Origin of the sequence: Paenibacillus sp. GYB004 (assembly GCF_036577605.1) — a bacterium.
Taxonomy (GTDB): Bacteria; Bacillota; Bacilli; order Paenibacillales; family NBRC-103111; genus Paenibacillus_AB; species Paenibacillus_AB oceani.
On record NZ_JARBDB010000057.1, the window covers coordinates 339,094 to 357,144 of the forward strand.

Sequence of the window (18,051 nt, forward strand, 5' to 3'; positions counted from 1 at the left end):
CGGTATCAGTTGCTCTTTTTAGAGAGGCTCCTTAACGATCCGGATTGCGGTACTCGGAGGAATGCATGATCGCGCCCTTAAACTCGGTTCTCCCCTGAATGACGGGGGTATACGGATTGTGAAAGGAACCCGTTGCGTTAATCATCGTTCTGGTCTGGTACAAGTCCCCGGTCATTGTATGGACTGTGAACACATCACCGCTTTTCTCGACGGACACCACACGTTTATTTAATCTAACTGGCAGCTGATACTTTTCCCTATAGTCCTGTAAGTAACGGATAACTTCCTCTTTCCGGAGATACCGGTCGGGGTCCCCCTGAATTTTCATTCCGGGTAAAGAGGAAAAGCGTGCCGGTGAAAAAAGCTTTAAACTGTCATAATATTGAGGCCACGAACCTGCCGGCTGATCGCTTGCCTCAAGAATCATGAACTTCAGACCGTTCCTGCTCAAATGAAATCCGGAAGCTAGCCCTGCCTGCCCTCCCCCGATTACGATTGTGTCCCATACCTCAGCCATTGTCATCACCCTTCAAATTATTTGCAAATTGCAACTATGTACCAAAAAAGATTACCCCATAGGGGGTGTGCAGCATAAGCCGGATTTTGCCATCGCCTCATTCAGCAGCTTGATCGAACGAAGTACAGTCTCTTTTTCAAAATCGTTCATGTGTGAGAAGATCTCGTTTAAATATGCATTCATTTGCTGGTCGATCGTCGTTGCAACGAATTTCCCCTCTACGGTCAAAGAAAGAATATATACTCTCCGATCATCCGGATCGGGAACCTTTTTCACCAAGTTCATTTTGATTAACGACTGAACTTGACGGCTAAAAGTTGTAATATCGGTACCTAATGCTTCTGCTACCTGTTGCATGGATGGTTTGTGCTGATGATCAATCTCATAGATGATGTGGCTCTGGATCAAGGAAATGTCCAATCCGCCGGCTGTACAGCAGTTTTTATTTAGAAAACCAAATCGGCGGGTCATGATTTGAAACAGCTCGCGAATATTTTCCATGCTCTTTCGCCTCCTGCAATAGTTATATCGCATTTACTTGCAAATTGCAACCATTAATTTTCCTATGATTTGGTCTTGTATAAAAAGAAAAAACCACTTTCTCAAACAAGTGGTTTCATTCCTGTTTATCGGTTTGGGTACAATCTCAACAGCGATTCTTTCTGTGCCGGTTTCAATTCGATCACGTTTCGTATCTCTTTTGCTTTGGCTTCAGCCTCATCGACCGTTTGGCATAATCCTAGAGCAAGTAAGGTTCCAGCAGCGACTGTACCCGTTCTTCCCTTTCCCCCGCCGCAATGAAAGGCTACTTTTTTATTCTGGCGGTATGCCTCTGTCACCGCTTGAATGGCTTGCCGAAATGCTTCTTCCTGGGGCTGGCTGGAACGATCCGCCAACGGGATCTGAACCCATTGCACCTGGTCACTCGGATAGGCACGTTCAGTCGCTTCGCCTCGGAGATCAACAACAACATCAATGCCTTCGTTTTTTACCATGGATTCGACGTCTGCTGCTCCACCCATAAATATGCGATTCGGAATTAGAGCATGGTACGATTTTTCGATAGTCACGGACTATACCCCTTTTTTAAAAGATTCGAACTTCACCTGAACCGGTGCCGATGGCGGAGCACAGCACAATGACAAGTCCCGGGCTTCTCCCGCCGATTCAAATTCGGAATCCTCTTTTGTGTAGAAAATCTCCCAGGCATTTCCGTCGGGATCGTATACCCAAACTTTATCCTGAACCGCATAACAGCAAGTCGTATTCATCTCGTCAATGAGCAGAAGCCCGCTTTGACGCAGCCGTTCCCCCATAGCGAGCACTTCTTCGGTGTTATTGACTTGGAAACCCAGGTGGTTCAATACACCCTTTTGTTCGAAAGGGCGGACATTTAATGAAAAATGAAGGGCCGGTTCCCCGAGCTCGAATTTAGCATAGTTATCCTTGATTTTACTTGGCTCTGCTCCAAAAAAAGCCCGATAGAAGTCAAGAGACTTCTTCAGATCGGTACAGTTCAAAGCAACATGCATCCTTTTGATCATAGGAGACGTTCACTTCCCTTCTTTTACAAATTGCTTAATCCGGTTTTGAATCGAATCCCGGACAGTCCGGAATTGTTCCATGACTTCGTCCTCGGTTCCGGTTGCTTTTGCCGGGTCATCAAAACCCCAATGCCACTTGGTTACATTCTTGTTAGCGATCACGGGACAATGCTCGTCGGCATGTCCGCACAAGGTAATCACGTAATCGGCGCGATTCAACAGTTCCGGATCGATCACATCGGACGTATTCCGGCTTATATCTACGCCGGCTTCCTTCATCACCTGGACCGCACGCGGATTTAGGCCATGCGCCTCCAGCCCCGCGCTTTTCACTTCATATTTTTCGCCACCCAACGCTTTTAAAAATCCATCCGCCATCTGGCTTCTGCACGAATTGCCGGTGCATAAAAAATAAACAAGAGGTTTCTTCTCCATCGTACATGTCTCCTTTCAATTTCCGATTTGGGTTAGACTTTTTGACTTCCTCTATGCTTGCTTCCTAATGCCCACTTCACGGCGATTATGGTAGCCATCGCAAGGGCTGCTGTGATAGTCACGATGATCAGCCATACATGAACGTTCGTGGATTGAAGCAAGTAAAGCCACGCAAAAAGACCGACGAGAGTAATAAACAAAGTGGGGACGGTTAAAAGAATGCCGATCTTGAAATACATCCCCCATCCGATCTTCACGTTTTTCGCCGCTAACACATGCAGCCAGAGCAAGGTTGCCAGAGATCCGATCGGGGTAATTTTCGGCCCCAGATCCGAACCGATCACATTGGCATAGATTAATGCCTCACGAATCATCCCTTCGGTATGCGTGCCTTGTATGGCCAATGCGTCGATCATGACGGTCGGCATGTTATTCATAACCGAGGATAGAATCGCTGCGATAAACCCCATACCTACGGCAGCGGCGAATAGCCCTTTGTCCGCGACTGCTTGAATGACACTGCCTAATGTATCGGTAAGACCGGCATTCCGGAGCCCATACACGACGACGTACATACCGATGGAGAAGATGACGACAGCCCAAGGAGCCCCCTTGACGAGCGTCCATGTCTGAATGACAGGGCTTCTTCTCACAGCCATAAGGAAAGCAATCGCGGCAAGCCCGGCAACGATCGACACGGGAACGGATAAAAATTCACTGCCAAAGTAGGCAGCGAGGAGAGCTGCTAATATTACCCAGGATAGTCGGAACAATCTCTTGTCCTTGATCGCTTCTTCCGGCTTTTTTAGCTCGGAGAGATCGTAGCTTTTCGCAATGCTTTTATGAAAATACAAATACAGTACCAGGAGGCTGGCCAGGATCGAGAAAAAATTCGGTACGATCATACGGCTCGCATATTCCACAAAACCGATATTGAAGTAATCGGCGGATACGATATTCACCAAATTGCTTACGACAAGCGGCAAAGAAGCGGTATCGGCAATGAAGCCGCTTGCCATAATAAACGGAAGAATCATCTTCTCCTCAAATTTAAGCGCGCGTACCATTGCAAGCACGATCGGTGTTATGATTAAGGCCGCGCCGTCGTTTGCAAACAGAGCTGCGACAGCCGATCCCAGCAACACGATAAAGACGAACATGAGCAGTCCGTTGCCGCGTGCAAGCCGCGCCATATGCAGCGCTGCCCATTCGAAAAATCCGATCTCATCGAGCACCAGCGAGATTAAAATTATGGCAACAAACGCCAAAGTGGCGTTCCATACAATGCCGGTAACGGTACCGACGTCCGCGAAGCTGACTACACCGAAAATTAATGCGAGAATGGCTCCGCCGCTAGCCGACCAGCCGATATTCAATCCTTTTGGCTGCCAAATCACAAATGTTAAGGTGAGTAAAAAAATAAGAAAAGCGATGTAAACCATAAAAGCCCTCCTGAATTAATTGCAGCATTCATTCTCCTCGCAGATCGTCGATTGCATTTTTTCTTTTTGCGAAGGAATCCGGTTCAGAATTTCCGCGATGTAGGGCTTGTCTTGAATAGTTAAGGAGTAGTATACCCACTGCCCTCTTTTGGTCTCTTTGACGAGGCCGCCGTCTTTTAATTTGCGCATATGCTGGCTAATGTTCGGCTGACTCGTTTGTAACAGCTCGACGATCTCGCAGACGCACAGTTCCTTCTCATTCAGCAGGGCGACAATCGTAAGCCTGTTCTTATCGCCCAGCAACTTCAATACATCGGCCATCTCTTCAATCGAAATCATGCTTGCTACTCCTTTCTAAACGACAGGGATTTTCATCCCTTTCAATAAACCAATGACCTTTTCCCGGATTTCATCACGCGCCGCCCTAACATCCTGTAGAGTGCAACCTTCAATCGCCAAGGGGTCTGTAATGTTCCATTCTTCGTTTCGGATATGAAATGGTACGATCGGGCAACGCTCGACGACTTGCTCACATAGTTTGACAATCGCGTTAGCGGAAATAAAAAAATTCATATCTATTTTTTTACTAACATTCTGCGAAAGATCGATCCCCACCTCCTGCATGACTTCAATCGTAAAAGGATGCAGTGTATTGGATGGCTCCAATCCGGCGCTTTCAACGACGATATGCTCTCCGCCATAATACTTGGCAAAAGCTTCTGCTATCTGGCTGCGACAACGGTTTTGACCGCAAAGAAAATAAAATCGAGCCGCTTTGCTGTTCATTTTCTCACACCCCTTAATATTTGTAAATAATTATATAATTAAATGATTATTTGCGAATGTTAAGTAATTGTAAATCCCCTTCGATATGAGGCTTGCTAAAAAACGGCGGATACAAAACAACCGAATGCAATCGAAAGCAGTACCTGCACGGCATGCTGAAGACAACGGCGTCGGGTTATCCGATCATGCAAGTATGAGACAAAAAAAAGCAGAGAGCATGTTATCTCCCTGCCGTCCAACGTCTTCTCATGTGCCGCTTAACCCGACTCTATACCTGTTTCCCTTCCAAGCTGAGACTGGCTTGCTCTATTACTTTCCGTGGCCGGGTACCGTCTCATGAGCATGATCCACCGACGCCTCTTGAATGTGCTTAAACGCCCAGTGATGCTCAGACACATCGCTCCATGCAGCATCTGATACGGACAATGGCTCCCGACCTGCCAGCTTGTTAAGCATCGTTACCGCTTCGGCGCGCGTGAGAGTCCGCTCCGGCCGGAACGTGCCGTCACCGTATCCGCTGACAATTCCCGCTGCCATCGCTTTCCCAATTTCTGCGGCCGCCCAGTGGTCTACAGTGTCGGAAAAGCTGCCGCCGCCTTCCGCAGCTGTGATCAAACGAGCTGCAATGCTTGCCGCCTCAGCGCGCGTAATTGCTTGTTCCGGCTTGAAGCTGCCATCCGGATAACCGTCCATCAGTCCGCTGTCCGCCGCCAGATCGACAGCCGCTTTCGCCCAGTGAGAAGGCGCGGTATCCGTAAAGGTTTTGGCAGACGGCGCGCTGCCCTTATCCTTACCGAACAGCCGGGATAACACAGTTGCCATTTCTGCGCGCGTTATTGGCTTGTCCGGCCCGAACGTGCCGTCCGGATAGCCTGTCATATACGCATGATGCCCTTTGCTTGCTTGCGATCCTAGCTGAACGACCGTAAACGTGCTGAACTTAGTCACGGTAAACCGAATGCCCGGCTTGCCCGTTGGATCGTATGGGACGATTTCGCCTCGTATCAGCTCTTTTGTCCCGTCGCTATGCTCGATGAAGATGCCCAACTCTTTAAGCTGCTGCCCGCTTAGACCCGACTCGGGCAGCGGCATTACGAGTGTAACCGGACGGTTCTGCATGTTCGTCTCGATTTTCATGGGACGACCCAAAACGTTGATTATTGCATTTCCCGCGGCTTCACGCACAATCGGCTCCATTCTTGCGCGTTGTTCTGCTTCACTGCGCTCGCTTTCTGTTTTGAGCGGCACGATATTGAAGTAGATGTCTTCCTTCCATCCTTGCAATGACTCGCCCGGAATAACAAGACGCACGTTATTCGTGCTGATCTCCAGATTCACTTGATTATCCGCCAATTTGCCCGCTGATTCCTTCGGCAATACGACTTTAAGCCCGGAAACCTCATCCTTGGGATCGGGAATGACGATTCTGGCAGAGTCGGAACCGGCAGCTTTCAGTTGATCGACCAGCTTGTCCGCTTGTCCCGGTGTAAGGGAAATCTCATCCTTCTTCCGTCCGTCCGCTCCAGTCGTACGATGGATGACCACCGTGGACACAATTCCGCCGTTGCCGCTGTTTTCTACATGAACGGTGATGGTCTCGCCTTGCGAAGAGCCGGACGATGAACCGCCCCCGCCGTCGGACGAATGACGCAAAGTAATCCCGGCGCTAATCGCGGGTGTTGTTACATTGCCCGCCGCATCCGTCAACTCCATGTACACTCTCTTGGCGCCGCTGCCCGGGCTCAATGTCCATGCTTTCGTACCGGCAATCGCTTCCCATGAGCTCCAGACCGCATTGTCGTTAGAGAAGCGCATCCGGACACCGCCCGAACCCGCACCGTCGCTACCCGCAATCATCAAGCTGACGGAAGCCGAGCTGGTGCTCTCTGCTCCGCTGTTAATGCTCATTGTACCTGCAGGCGCCGTCTGATCGAACAATACGCCGCTGCCATCCGTAGTTGTATGTACGCTCGCCCCCATGTTTCCGGACAAGTTGGCGAAATTGATGGTGAACGGAACAGGCCCTTCCGCTTCATCGCCTGTAAACGAATATTCCGCTTGGTAGACATTACCGCCCAAGCTGGTCACGCTGGCCGTCTGGCCTGCAATGGTGACTGCGGGCAGATTCTGCAAGCTCTCGCTGGCGGTGAAGGTTAGAGTCGCTGCGTCCCCTTTCTTGGCAACCGACGGGGTGGCATTGCTGCTCGCGATCCCCACCTTCGTCAACGTCGGCGCCACTGCCGTGTCCGGCTTGATGCGGACCTCATTGGAATCGGATATCCATCCGCCGGCATTGTAGGCTTTGACTACGAAATAGTAAGTGCTCCCGTTCGTCAAGCCGTTCACGCTATAGGTTGTTTGTGTAACGGAAGCTTTGTAGGTTGCGTCGTAAATGCTGCTTGCTGTACCCATATATAGATTGTAGTAGGTCGCTCCAGTTACGCTGTTCCAGTTCAAGAGAGCGGTGCCGTCGCCCGCAGCCGCCTTCAAATGAAACGCAACTTCAACTTTACCGGACTGCAGCGTTTTCGTCATTTCCTTCGCCGATCCGTCGGTCACGGTAAATTGTTCCGGACGGTTTCCCATCAAGGTTATAGCTTTATCCCCGGTCATAGCCCCGTCCTTAATACGAAAGGAGACCGTAAACAGCTTTTGTCCTGCCGTTATGAGAGCATCGCCGCCCCTCTGGTCCGCCCAGGCGGCTTTGAGCGAGCCGGAAGTGTTGTCGTATACGGAATCGAAGGTGTCGCCGGACTGGCCTGTTATTCGGGTCACTTCCAGCGAGGCTGCGTCATAGCCGATTTCCATTCCGTAAGAACCTACTCCACTCGAAGCCTCGCTTACAGATACGGGCACATCGACTGTTTCGCCTGGCGCTCCACTGACACTGCCGATCACAAGGCTCACCGTTTCGGGCGCAAGCGGATTAACGCGTACCGTACCGGCGGCAAGTCCGGGAATAGCGGTGAAAGCCGTATCGTCCATCGTATATTTCGCAGAGGTGAAGTTTATAAGGGAGTCGCCCGGTACCGCGTTATCTTTTATTTTCAGTTGAACCGTGAATATCTTTTGCTTGGAGCTAAGAAACCCAAAGTCGGTTAAACCCGTAGCCGCAACCTTAATCGTTCCGGCCACGGATGTATCTGTATGAAATGGAGAAAGGGACGGTGGCGGCATCGGCGCTTCATTCGTTACCGCTGAATTCCCCTGAACAAGCTCAAACACCTGAGTGTCGTAAGACAATTCGATGTTGTATCCGAGAATATAATCGTCTACACCGGGTGTCGTTCCCGGCTCCATGTAGACTGATACACTTACCGTACTTCCCGGTTCGCCTGACGCCCCGACCGCTTCAGCCTTCACGCCTGTCGCCGTAGCAGCCTCAGCTCCGCCCATCGGTCCGAATGAAGCCGTCATGCACAAGACCACGATAAAAATAAGCATTTGGTGCAACCATTGTCTGGTTCCATATCGACGTTTATCCAATTCTTTCACTGCCTTCCCAGGTAAATGTTCATCATGATCACCGTGTCTGCCGCATTCACTGCTCCATCGCCGTTCAGATCGGCTATTTCGAGTTGCTCGGCAGTCAAAGAGATTTTCCCGAGTATGTATTGATTGACAAGAAGAATATCTGCGGGTGTAACCTTCCCGTCCCCGTTCATATCTCCCTTAACAAGAGTCGTAAAGCTCCATACCCCAGGGGTCGATATCCCTTCGTAGATGCTGCTGTCCTGATTCTGAAACGCCCCAGCCTCAATATATACATCAAACTTGGTACCGCTCTCCAGCAGTTTGGGCTGAATTTTTACCGTATTTCCCAAAATGCTCACCTTCTGCGCATCATGAACCCCGATTTTCTCCACTTCGCTGTTATCCGACGATTTGCGGATGATGATGCTTTTCCCGCTCACGGCCGTTACGTTCTCGTTGAAGGTGAGGCTCAGTTCCGTCTTCAGTGGAACACCGGTCGCGTTCGCGGACGGACTGAAGCTGCTGACTTGCAGGCCAAACGGAATTGCCTTGAGCGTTAATTGAGCTGAATTTGGATTGGCAATGTCAAAAGGGTTGTGTGCAGCATAAAGCGCGCTGTTGTTCCCATAAAGGGTGAGCCCGCCACTGTTGTTCGGAAACGTCTCCTGGTTGCCGATCACCGTCCAGCTTCCATTTGCATACTGATGGACCAACGTTTTTGAAACATACGTTCCGCCCTGCATGTCAATTTTGAAATACGATACGTAAAACGAATCCTTCGCCTTTACGAAGTTGATGTACATGGGCGACATTTCCGAGAAATGGACTGCACCTACGCTTTCCCATTCACTTCCGTTGTATTTCCGTACGTTAACATACTGTTGATTGGAAGAATTTTGATGATTGTAGGCAACGTAAGGCGTTCCATTGTCAACGTAAATTTTGGGGTTTTGCACGAAATCAGGAAAAAAAAGGTGGCTAGATGGCAACTGAACCTGGGAAGATCCGCCTATTATTTTCTCCCACGTATTGCCATTCAGCTTTTCCACTACTATAGATATTGGGCTTATTTCCTGGTAAACCACATAGGGTGTTCCTTGATAGACATACAGATCGTTAGCCTGAGTTTGCTGGCCGAGCTGTGCGTTGCCGACGGTCTTCCAGGTCCCATCCTCCAACTTCATAACAATCACTTTCCCTATCGAATAAGAAAGATAAGGAACGCCTCCGTCAACAAAAAGAGAGTACTGCTCCATTACGGTTCCTATAAAGAATGTGGTATTTCCCGCCAAAGACCAAGCGTTTCCGTCATACATTTTCACGTACAACCTATCCCCTTGATTCGTATTGGCCGTATAGGCAACATAAATGATCCCGTCATTACTAATGCTCATTTGGACGGTATAGATGTGGCTATGATTATCATCTGAGATGGATTCGCTGCCTACCGGCTCCCAGGTACTCCCGTTGAATTTCTTCACCTTCACCCTTGGGTTATTGTTTTCCGTCTGGATATAAGCGACATAAGGACTGCCGTCGTATGTAGCGATCGCATTGTCTGCTATGTATCCCCCTTCGTGAATGCTGCTCACATCCTTCCACTCGGATGCTGCCTGCACCGGTGCCGCCTTCAATCCGGCGAATGCCCATACCATTACCAGACCGAAGATCAGCATGCGCTTCAATAAACGCGACATTTCCCTCACCTTTTTCTATTGTTTTATCCACTTCTATATGGACTTGTATTCTAATTTATCAACTACTTCTCACAAAAAACTCTCATACTCGCTAGTTTCCAGGCAAAACATGTTCGAACGTGCAGCTATTTAAATGCTGGAGGGCCCGTTGAATGCAATTATCCCGGCATGGGTTCCACGCCGGGATACATATTAGCAGCTTTGCTATTCGATTTAACTATCCTTCAGCAGACATCGCCATTGCTTTGGTTTCATGAACGGTGCCAAATGGATGCTCCGGCGGCGCGTAGATCACGTAAACTTTAAGGGGGGTGTTGCCTGTATTGGTTACATTGTGCCATTTCCCGGCAGGTATCATAATGGCGTAGCCGTCATAGGCCATTTCCTGAAAATCCAACCGGTCTTTCCGATCACCCATTTGAACAAGCCCCTGGCCTTCTTCAATCCGTATGAATTGGTCAGTCGTCGGATGGACCTCCAGTCCGATATCATCACCGACATTAATACTCATCAGAGTCACTTGAAGATGCTTCCCTGTCCATAAAGCGGTACGGTAAGTATGATTTTGCTTTGCTGCCTGATCTATATTCACTACAAAAGGCTTCGGACCGTAATCTCTTAGCATTATATTTCCAGTGTGATTACTGTCGTTCCTGTACCCATTGTAATAATAAGGATTATAACCCCAATAGTGGTTGATCCAGTTGCTACGCATAGGATTATACCCTTGATAACGACGGCAAGAATTATAGTACATGCTTATTCATTCTCCTCTTATGATTTCATTGTTTACTTTTTATCCTATGCGTTTACCTATTTAATGGACTGCAAAATTTACAATAACAGGCTATAGCCTAATAAATGATGACAGAACAAATACAAAAAATTTGCTATTCATGCAGCCGAGTCAGCTTTGGTTGAAGAGCACCTGTTATTCCCAGCAAAAAGAGGCCTTCCCTTTTTAAGGGAGGCCTCTTTTTCTATTCTCATTGAACCTTCTTCCTTCGGACCATACAGAATTAATGACGAAGCCAAGAAAATTCGTATCAACAATCCCAAGGAGTAAGATATTTCTCGCTTTCGCCTCCGAACGAAAGTCCGGCGGCACGCGTCTCGCTTCTCCCGAAGCAATCGCCGCAAAATAACGGAACGCCTACCCGCTCATATTATGGATAAGTCCACCACATAGGGCTAAATGGATAGAAAAAACTTCCGATAATATAACTACAGACCTATACAAATCATCTATACTTATTGATATATTTTTCCTTGTAAAGATTTGTAGAATTAAATAGAACATTGGAATAAAGGCAAACCCGCTGAAAAGCGGAGACGCAAAGCTACAGGGGCTAAAACGGACTTGCACGTCCGCGATGCCAGCCAGCTGCCCGCAACGGAGGACTGACCTCCGTCTGTTTGCTTTGTGCTGACCAGACGGGGGTTTTTTGTGTTTGTTAACGGAGATAACCGTTGGATGCTGGAAGGAGGTGAAAATAACGTTCGAGTTTTTTCTTAAAAGGGCCGCCATCCCCTGGGGCTTAAGGATCGGCTACAAATTTGAAGAAACTTGAGATGGAAAAGAGGTTTCGAAACAGTCGGGGATGACTTAAGATCGTGCAGATACGACTCTTTCTTTTCACAATCTCAATATGCATCTTATTCACAACAGGAGGTATGTAAAATGTGGACTCGTCCTCGACTGCGGTCGTTGCGGCCATTTGTTTCGGTTGCGCTTAGCGCAGCCCTGGTTCTTTCTACTTTGATGGGATTGTTGTTTTTTCCGGCTCCGGCTTTGGCAGCTTCGGAGACAAAAGTGTTTCAGGAGGGTCTTGACGGGTATGCGGGCAATCAGAGTACCTTTATCACCTTTGCTAATCCTGACGATAATTACGGTACAGATACCATATTTTCCATTAGAAAAACCCTGTTGGACCTTCGGGCTCCTTTTATGCAATTCAATCTTTCATCCATACCGCGACATGCAACGATCGACAGCGCGACGCTGGAATTGACCACTTTTTCTAACGGCGTTTCATCTACGAGCGCAAATGTAGCTGTCCATAAAATCACAGTTCCTTGGGATGAAGCAACGATTACATGGAATAACTCGGTCGGCGCTGCGGTCTATGATCCGACTCCTGTCACCATACAATCGATGGACGGCAGACTAGCCAATTCCATAAGCAGTCTGGATCTAACCGCTCTTGTGCAGCAATGGGTTGACGGCACTGCGGATAATTATGGGTTCATGTTGCAGGTTACGGAATTGGACTCTGGAGTGATGGCGTGGCATAGAGGCTTTCATTCGGATGATTCAACCACGCAGACCAGCCGACCGAAATTGACCATCTCCTACACGTATGTACCCACAACGGGCGTGGTTGTGACGCCGGCTACCCTGCCGCTTGTGCTGGGAGGAAGTGCCGGACAACTGAGTGCCAATGTGCAGCCCGATGATGCTTTCAACAAGAACGTGCAGTGGACATCGTCCGATACCGCCATCGCGACCGTAGACGCAAGCGGGCGTGTTACAACGGTTGGCCTCGGCACAGCGACCATAACCGCGACGACGGAAGAAGGGAACTTTACCAATTCGAGTACGGTGACCGTTTCCAGTGCAAACCTGAGCGGCCTGGTAATCTCGGAAGGTGAGCTGTCGCCGACGTTCAACAGTGGAACGACGAACTATACGGCTACGGTGTCGGGCAGTATGAACAACCTGACGGTTACGCCGTCCGTATACGATCCGAATGCGACGGTGACGGTGAACGGCGCATCGGTAGCAAGTGGCATGCCGTCGCAAGCAATTCCGCTGAACGTTGGGAACAACGAGGTCAAAGTAACGGTCACGGCTCAGGACCAAGTGACAGATAAGACGTATACGATCATGATTACCCGCGAAGCTGAAGCTTCGACGCCAACAGATGATGGAGACTTGGATTCCAGTGACGGTAGTGGCGGAGGCGTATCAACACCAACGACCCCCGTTAATCCGACAAATCCTCCTGTAGACAAGCCGGATACGGAAAAGCCGCCGGAACAGTCGGGCGGGGCTGCTTGTACAAAGCTCACCTGGAGTGATATCCAGAACCATTGGGCGAAATCGGACATCGAATCGGCTTCGCAGCTGTGCATAGTTCAAGGCCCTTCGATCGACAAATTTTTGCCGGACGATGAGGTGACGAGGCTGCAATTCGCATTGATGGTAGAACGTGCAATGAAGCTGCAAGATTCGGGGAACACAGCTGTCTTGGACAATTTCGCGGATCAGGCAGACATCCCTGCCTGGGCGACGGCTGAATTGTCCGCTGCTGTCGGGGCAGGCATCATTGAAGGCTATGAAGATGAGACGCTGCGTCCGAACGAGAAGATCAACCGGGCGGAGATGGTCACCATGCTGATCCGAGGCTGGAAAATAACGGCTTCGTACGGGGTGACCTCGTTCTTGGACGATGCGGACATTCCGGACTGGGCGAAAGGGTATGTCGCGAAAGCGGAACGAGAAGGCATTATCCAAGGCCGCTCCAATAACCGATTCGAACCGTCAAGTACGGCCACAAGGGCGGAAGCCGTTGCAGTGCTGGTCCGCATGCTTCAAGACAAACCATAACTGGCAGCGATATGGGTTGAGAATGACCATAACCTCTATCTATGCATTCTTGCGAATGCTGGATGGAGGTTTTTTCCTGGGGAACGTTCTTCTAATTCAACTCAGCTGCCTGTATGCAGACCTGACCCAGGGCCGTTCCGATAAGGGATCGTTGTACAACTGTGAAAGACTGGTTCCCTATATAGGGGCGGCTTCGTAGAGATCGGCGATCGGATCGCCCTTAGCCTGTAGTAGACCGCCGTCCATGGAACGCCCGACGCGATCTGTTGCCAAGGAGGCTGAACCGATGAACTTTCCCGGCGATGAAAAAGAGAATCCCCTGCGGCCTTAGACCGGGAGAGGATTTTTTATATCAACCGATTTTTTTCTTGACCATTCGAGTTATCCGTTTTCCGGATTTCGGGAGAGGAAATACCCTTGCTTTTTCCACATACGTAACACCGGTATATTTTTTCAATTCCAATCTTAAGCTCGGAGAATCGCTGTTCGGATTTCGCACTAACCAATGATAGATCCATACTTCGTTTGGGGGCGTATTCCCATTTTTGATCGGACAAAGTAATCTGCCGTTTTTCACTTCCCTTCCTGCCGGGAATGCGGGTGATTGAGGCACTTTGAATTTGACGGCAACGCATGAGCCGGCCGGTATGGCGGGCGAAGGGACCGTACCGGTGCAGCGCCCTTTCTGATCGCTCTTTTTAAAGGGTGTTTTTCGAATTTCAATAGGCGTAACCGTGATCAACTGGCGGAACAGGTGTCCCGTTTTCCTGTTGATGTTGTAATGCAAAATGGTAACAGGTCCGCTATACGTTGCCGGATTCAGGCTATTGGGGGAAACCAAAACGCCATCGTGGACGGTAGCCGGCGCCCCCATCGTAGTAAAGTAAAGGATGCCGACGCAATCCCCAGCTTTTATAGTAGCCAAATGAACCTCACTCCTTACTCTTGATCCTGCATCGTATGAGGCTCACTCCAAAAATTCTTGTGCTCCTGCCAGGGGCCGTTTCTCCCTATTCGTATCCGGATCCCCATATTCCGACGAACCTCTATAGGCATTCGCACATAGTCTGGGTGTATATGAGCCGAGGAGGAACGTCAGCATGTTGAAGCCCGCCAAACCTGTTCAAGTATTACAAAACAATATTTTCGAAATTACCGGCGTAGATACCGTGGAGAAATTTTTAAAGGCCGTCGATCAAATTTATCGGATGGTGTGCCCGCCCCAAAAGCCCCGGTCCTGCGAGCTTTGGTTCAGAGGAACCAAAAGTACGACCTTCAACCTCGAGCCGTCTATCGCCAGAGGGCTCGGGGCCCAATCCGAAATTGTCTACTTGTCCAAATTTCGCTCGCTTGCCTATCCTTACTTGGGCAATGTCCCCTATTTCCCCTTTTCCGAAGACAAAACGCACTCCTACTGGGGCTGGCTTTTCCTGATGCAGCATTACAGCGTGCCCACCCGTCTGTTGGATTGGTCCCGGGAAGCGCTGGTTGCCCTGCTGTTCGCGCTGGGCATGCCGGCAAATGCGACGGAAGAGACCCATGACAAGGTTGTCTGGGTTTTGAATCCGGTAGTTTTGAATCAAGCGTTCCGGTTTTATCCCTTTCTCAAGCCCGGCTATATCCCGAATGTTACGGAGCCTGCCTTTACTGCACGCTTTGGCCCCAACGCCAAAAACGACAATGTAAAAGCCGCCGCAGCGGTCGGCCCGCTTAACAACCCGAGAATTATTAAGCAGGCCGGCACCTTTACCGTATTCCCCATTACACCCACCATGGTTCCTTTGAATCTTCTTCCGGATAGCTTCAAATATTTGTATAAAATTATAATTAACAAAGCGGCAAGGGAAGCCATGAACGACCAGTTGTTCCATTACGGGCTGACCGAGCACGACTTGTTCCCCGGTCTGGAAAATGTCGCCGCAGATATCAGGCAAGAAATCGAAGCGGAAGGCCTGACTCCGACGAAATCGTAGGACAGCTGTTATACTGCGCTGTAATATATTAGTAGACACTTTCTTGAAATAATAAATATACTATACTGCCAGTAAGCAGCTCGAGGCTACCGATGGATTCATCGGCAGCCTCGTCATGTTGTAATAATGTCGGACTATTTCGTGATCGCGCCGAGGTTTGTGAGCACCCGAAGCAGCAACGTGGCGGTTTAGGTGCGGTTCGCCTCGCCACGCGGCTTGAGCTCGGCAGTCGTCATGCCTTGGTGCCACCCCTGGCTGACGGAGTAAGCCATCGCCTCCCTGGCCCGCCCCGAGACCTCTCGCGAGTCGGCCGGCCAGCGCCGCAGCATTTCGCCTTTCAGCCTAGAGAGATTCATTGGCTCCGCTTGGGGCTCCAGCGGGGAAACGGCGATCCAGCCGCCTTCTTTTTCAGTGATGCGAACTCCTTCTCAACTATGATGTCTCGATTTACGGTGCAAGTGACACCTTCAATGGGGATATCCTCAGAGATCGGAAAATAATGCATCCCAGAATTCGCATACCTTTGATTCAGCTCAAGGGCGCGGATTACCGGACGATGAACCTCATTGTTGGAATGAAAATTCAGTATGCTTATGATTTCTGGAACCATACGCCGGTAATGGCTTCCGTAGGAAGATCGAATTGCGGTGGGGATCTTCTCCCGGTATGCGGAGCCGGAGTGTTTGAATTCCTTGATTAAGTCCTTCAAGGTCTGTTGTTTGCCTTCTGGGTTATCAATGGCTTTCTGGGCCTTGTTAAACAAAATTCCGTATTTATTGTTCACCCTGCGAAGATCGTTCAAAATCTCTCTTTCAACCTTCCGTTCCGCGCACGAACGCTGATTCGGTGTATGAATTGGACAAGCAAATCCACTAGGTTATCGGTGATTTCCTGACTGCGGAGTCAAAAGAACGCGCATAACAGTCCATTGTGAATTGGATCAGGGTGACGGCGAAGCTATCGGACTTCAATGGTTTGAATTCAGTATACTCCATTTTCCTCCGACGATAATTTGAGGAACAGATGCCCAGACAAATGAATACAATACACAAAGCGTAAGTGAAAGGGAGTGGAAATCGGATGAAACAGACGATGATAGCTTTCCTGTGGGATGACATTACACGAATCTTCGGTCGGGCGGTAGCATCCAATCCGCAACTTATACTGCATAATCCTAAACTCATCGAATCCGACTTTGGAAAGCCCGATGCCCACTGCATGGGAAACTTATATACTGGATCAAAATTCCAAACGCTTAGCAAACCTTGGTAGCTCTGCGGATTCGGGTTTCTGTAAGTCATTCGCAACTTTCGCATGGCATGACCCAAGCGCGCGAACGACCGATATTTTACCGGTCAAACTACCAAAAGGATGAGTTGTATGCCGAACGTGTTTAATATCTTTAATATCAGAATTAACGAAGTCGCTACGGGGGGCGTTGTCAACTTCGGAGACAATCTGTTGCGCGGTAATGCAGCTAATTCCAAAGCAGTTGGTGGTAACACAGTCATCGGGGATGCAACATCTTCCGTTAATACGGACCGAAACAACGTTCTGGATCCTGATATCATCGATCAGGGAAACAGCAATCTAGTATAGGAGTGCGCAAGTGATGAACTTTTATATTAACCATATTAAAATCAACTCCATTGCTAACCTCGGTGCCCTCAATATCGGATGCAACATTTTGTCGGATAACAGGGCGACAGAAATTGCGGAAGGCGTGAACGAGAAGACGGCAGCCGTTACTCCGGAAGAAGAGATGACGCCGCCTCCACACCCTATAGTTCAATGATAGGAAAGGAAGTGGCCTTATGAACGATGCGAATGCTTATCTACGCTCTTTGATTTGCCGATTCGAGCAAATGATCGCTATGCTTGAGTCTAAGCAATGCGAATTGGTTGCGGAAAATCAACGATTAAAAGATCAACTCTTCGGACCAGTATTAAATGACTTGCAGGATCGGCTCAAGGCTCAACTGAAAGATCATCTGGATAACCAACTCAAAGAGAAATTGGATAATCATTCTGCCGACCCAAAGTGCACGACGCCCCCGAATATTACCTACAAAATTCAGGAACTTCATGTAAACGAACTAAAGGGTACACTTAACATCGGCCTGACATCCACCGCAGCGACCGAGCAGTTACGCGGCATAGTTGAGAAACTAAAAACCGATCCTGGCCATATTGCTGATAACATGTTTTTTTCACAGAATATGGAGAACCCTTGATAGCCGATATCTTGAGTTAGTAAGGATTTATTGACGTAATAGGCCGCAATCTAAGCAAGGTTTCAACTTGATTCATATGTTTTTATTATTATGTCTCTAAGATAGACGAAAGTTGGGGCTTGTCCCTCCAACAAAAGAGCCCGTCGTTGTACTCAAATATCTTCTCCCTGTCTGGAAATACCGAGTAGGGGCACATCTTCTCGACGCGGAACTGTAGGTGGTGTTTGTGGATAAAAGAATAGATCAACGCCGGTCTTTAGCAAGTCTTGCATCGCCTTTTTTAAGCTTCCTCCAGATCACGGATACACAATTGAATATCACGTAAAGCTTTGCCTTCCG

General features: G+C 49.0%; 18 protein-coding genes and 1 riboswitch. Of the genes, 5 read left to right on the plus strand and 13 right to left on the minus strand.

The window, feature by feature from the left end; genetic code table 11:
- Positions 1–31 precede the first annotated feature (31 nt).
- From PV433_RS24665 to PV433_RS24715, 11 genes are all read right to left on the minus strand, one after another.
- A complete protein-coding gene (locus PV433_RS24665) occupies positions 32–523 on the minus strand; it encodes a flavin-containing monooxygenase (RefSeq protein WP_332074680.1) in 492 nt (163 codons plus the stop codon).
- A 45-nt stretch (positions 524–568) separates the two neighbouring features.
- A complete protein-coding gene (locus tag PV433_RS24670) occupies positions 569–1,018 on the minus strand; it encodes a MarR family winged helix-turn-helix transcriptional regulator (protein ID WP_332074681.1) in 450 nt (149 codons plus the stop codon).
- Positions 1,019–1,143: 125 nt separating this feature from the next.
- Positions 1,144–1,587, minus strand: coding sequence for a protein-tyrosine phosphatase family protein (locus PV433_RS24675; protein ID WP_332074682.1), 444 nt, complete (start codon positions 1,585–1,587; stop codon positions 1,144–1,146).
- A gap of 3 nt (positions 1,588–1,590) precedes the next feature.
- The gene (locus PV433_RS24680) at positions 1,591–2,061 is read right to left on the minus strand and encodes an ArsI/CadI family heavy metal resistance metalloenzyme (protein WP_190927003.1); all 471 of its coding nucleotides are present in this window, start codon (positions 2,059–2,061) and stop codon (positions 1,591–1,593) included.
- Positions 2,062–2,070: 9 nt separating this feature from the next.
- Positions 2,071–2,496: an arsenate reductase (thioredoxin) gene (gene arsC, locus PV433_RS24685; RefSeq protein WP_332074683.1), complete on the minus strand. Its 426-nt coding sequence runs from the start codon at positions 2,494–2,496 to the stop codon at positions 2,071–2,073.
- A gap of 32 nt (positions 2,497–2,528) precedes the next feature.
- A complete protein-coding gene (locus PV433_RS24690; protein ID WP_332074684.1) occupies positions 2,529–3,938 on the minus strand; it encodes an arsenic transporter in 1,410 nt (469 codons plus the stop codon).
- 15 nt (positions 3,939–3,953) lie between these two features.
- Positions 3,954–4,277, minus strand: coding sequence for an ArsR/SmtB family transcription factor (locus PV433_RS24695; RefSeq protein WP_332074685.1), 324 nt, complete (start codon positions 4,275–4,277; stop codon positions 3,954–3,956).
- Positions 4,278–4,292: 15 nt separating this feature from the next.
- Positions 4,293–4,724 (minus strand): arsenate reductase ArsC, encoded by a 432-nt coding sequence (locus PV433_RS24700; protein ID WP_332074686.1) that lies wholly within the window; start codon positions 4,722–4,724, stop codon positions 4,293–4,295.
- Positions 4,725–5,033: 309 nt separating this feature from the next.
- Positions 5,034–8,210, minus strand: a complete 3,177-nt coding sequence (locus PV433_RS24705; RefSeq protein WP_332074687.1) for an S-layer homology domain-containing protein — start codon at positions 8,208–8,210, stop codon at positions 5,034–5,036.
- Positions 8,211–8,215: 5 nt separating this feature from the next.
- Positions 8,216–9,895 (minus strand): dockerin type I domain-containing protein, encoded by a 1,680-nt coding sequence (locus PV433_RS24710; RefSeq protein WP_332074688.1) that lies wholly within the window; start codon positions 9,893–9,895, stop codon positions 8,216–8,218.
- A 217-nt stretch (positions 9,896–10,112) separates the two neighbouring features.
- Positions 10,113–10,652 carry a cupin domain-containing protein gene (locus PV433_RS24715; RefSeq protein WP_332074689.1) on the minus strand — a complete coding sequence of 180 codons (540 nt, stop codon included), beginning with the start codon at positions 10,650–10,652 and terminating at the stop codon, positions 10,113–10,115.
- Positions 10,653–11,194: 542 nt separating this feature from the next.
- Positions 11,195–11,287: riboswitch (cyclic di-GMP riboswitch) on the plus strand.
- A 370-nt stretch (positions 11,288–11,657) separates the two neighbouring features.
- Between PV433_RS24715 and PV433_RS24720 the strand changes: the two genes are divergently transcribed.
- Positions 11,658–13,505 carry an S-layer homology domain-containing protein gene (locus tag PV433_RS24720; protein ID WP_332074782.1) on the plus strand — a complete coding sequence of 616 codons (1,848 nt, stop codon included), beginning with the start codon at positions 11,658–11,660 and terminating at the stop codon, positions 13,503–13,505.
- 352 nt (positions 13,506–13,857) lie between these two features.
- Here the strand turns inward: PV433_RS24720 and PV433_RS24725 are convergent, their stop codons facing one another.
- Entirely contained in the window at positions 13,858–14,430 is a 573-nt protein-coding gene (locus PV433_RS24725) for a hypothetical protein (RefSeq protein ID WP_332074690.1), read from the minus strand.
- A gap of 175 nt (positions 14,431–14,605) precedes the next feature.
- Between PV433_RS24725 and PV433_RS24730 the strand changes: the two genes are divergently transcribed.
- Positions 14,606–15,478, plus strand: a complete 873-nt coding sequence (locus PV433_RS24730) for an FRG domain-containing protein (protein WP_332074691.1) — start codon at positions 14,606–14,608, stop codon at positions 15,476–15,478.
- A 352-nt stretch (positions 15,479–15,830) separates the two neighbouring features.
- Here PV433_RS24730 and PV433_RS24735 read toward each other — a convergent pair whose 3' ends face one another.
- The gene (locus PV433_RS24735) at positions 15,831–16,280 is read right to left on the minus strand and encodes a hypothetical protein (protein ID WP_332074692.1); all 450 of its coding nucleotides are present in this window, start codon (positions 16,278–16,280) and stop codon (positions 15,831–15,833) included.
- Positions 16,281–16,858: 578 nt separating this feature from the next.
- On the opposite strand from PV433_RS24735, the gene PV433_RS24740 reads away from it, so the two are divergent.
- Genes PV433_RS24740 through gerPC form a run of 3 tightly spaced genes read left to right on the plus strand, consistent with a single transcriptional unit; the run spans position 16,859 to position 17,712 of the window.
- Entirely contained in the window at positions 16,859–17,077 is a 219-nt protein-coding gene (locus tag PV433_RS24740; protein WP_332074693.1) for a spore germination protein, read from the plus strand.
- Positions 17,078–17,090: 13 nt separating this feature from the next.
- Positions 17,091–17,273, plus strand: coding sequence for a hypothetical protein (locus tag PV433_RS24745; protein ID WP_332074694.1), 183 nt, complete (start codon positions 17,091–17,093; stop codon positions 17,271–17,273).
- Positions 17,274–17,292: 19 nt separating this feature from the next.
- Positions 17,293–17,712, plus strand: coding sequence for a spore germination protein GerPC (gene gerPC / locus PV433_RS24750; protein ID WP_332074695.1), 420 nt, complete (start codon positions 17,293–17,295; stop codon positions 17,710–17,712).
- Positions 17,713–18,051: the final 339 nt, after the last annotated feature.